1 protein-coding gene is annotated in these 1,284 nt (G+C 25.8%); it reads right to left on the bottom strand.

Annotated elements, in window-relative coordinates; all coding sequences use genetic code 11:
* Nucleotides 1-80: 80 nt before the first annotated feature.
* Entirely contained in the window at nt 81-1,028 is a 948-nt protein-coding gene (locus Q5O44_RS06440; protein WP_022167578.1) for a methyl-accepting chemotaxis protein, read from the bottom strand.
* Nucleotides 1,029-1,284: the final 256 nt, after the last annotated feature.

The raw sequence follows: 1,284 nt of genomic DNA, 5'->3' as shown, positions 1-1,284 counted from the left end.
ATTAAAGACTGTTGACACTTTGTCAACAGTCTGAAAAAATAAAAGCAGCTATGATAGCTGCTTTTATTTTTTATATTAGTCTATCTTAAAGATGAGTTTAAATCTTTAATAATTTTATTTAATTTTTTATCTAGCATTTCTGATTTATTTATATGTGAAACTAAGCTTTCATTGATATCTATTATTTTAGAGTGTATAGAACTACTTATTTCATTAGATTTACTTAAATTAACAGATTGCTCATTAAGAGTTGAAATCAGTTTATGAACATTAGAATCAGTTAATAAAATATTTTCTAATGACTCATCTAAAGTTTTAGAAGCATCAATTGTTATATTAACACCTTTTTCAACAACGTCATTACTTGTTTCAGAATTTTTAAGAACAGCATCAGTTTCAGTTTTAATGTCACTAATTAAATTAGATATATCTGTAGTGTTTTGTTTAGTAATTTCAGCAAGCTTTCTTATTTCATCAGCAACAACTGCAAAGCCTTTTCCATGTTCACCAGCTCTGGCAGCTTCAATGGCAGCATTTAGAGCAAGAAGGTTAGTTTGATTGGCAATATTGTTAATTATATTAGTAATATTGCTTATTTCATTGTAGCTATTTACTAACTCTTTAATGCTTTTATAAGTTTCTTCATTTTGTTTTTGAAGAGTTTCAATTATTGTTACAATATCAGAAATAGCATTCTTACTATCTTTAGATTTATCAACGGCAATATTAGTACTTTCTAAAAGAGACGTAGTATTAATATTTATAGTTTCAGCTAGATTACCCATATTAGTACCTAATAATTCTAACTCAGTGATCTGTTTATTAATAGTATTAGCCATATTTTGTGATGATGATTGTTCTTTATTAATTTCTTTATGGTTATCAATAGTCTCAGATAATGATTGTATTGTTGCTTTTACAACTTCAATAATAGTATCTGATTTTGAAGGAGTTTCTTTTATTTTAGTTTCCGTAGCTATTTCAACAGTAGATGTTGTAGGTGCTGTTTTTTTTCTTAAAAATAACATAATATACCTCCAGTAATATTTATTTAATTGAACATCCTTATATTAAATAGTCGTAGAAAAATCTAGTGAAGTTTATAATTAAAAGAAATTAAATTTCAATAATACTAAATTTAGGAGAGAAAAATAGAATAAAAGCTCAATAAAAATCATATTCTAAAAAAAATAAAAAAAAGTTGAAAAAAGTGTTGACACTTATATAGGGGTACTGATATAATAATCATTGTCGAGGAGAGATGGTCGAGTTGGTTTAAGGCAC

The sequence above is a fragment of the Clostridium sp. CAG:221 genome, from assembly GCA_000435835.1.
Lineage (GTDB): Bacteria > Bacillota > Clostridia > Clostridiales > Clostridiaceae > Clostridium.
This window is presented reverse-complemented; position numbering and strand designations above follow the sequence as displayed.

What these genes read in the sequence shown, in the direction of transcription:
- Q5O44_RS06440 (WP_022167578.1), bottom strand. Translation starts at nt 1,028, where the DNA reads ATGTTATTTTTAAGAAAAAAAACAGCACCTACAACATCTACTGTTGAA.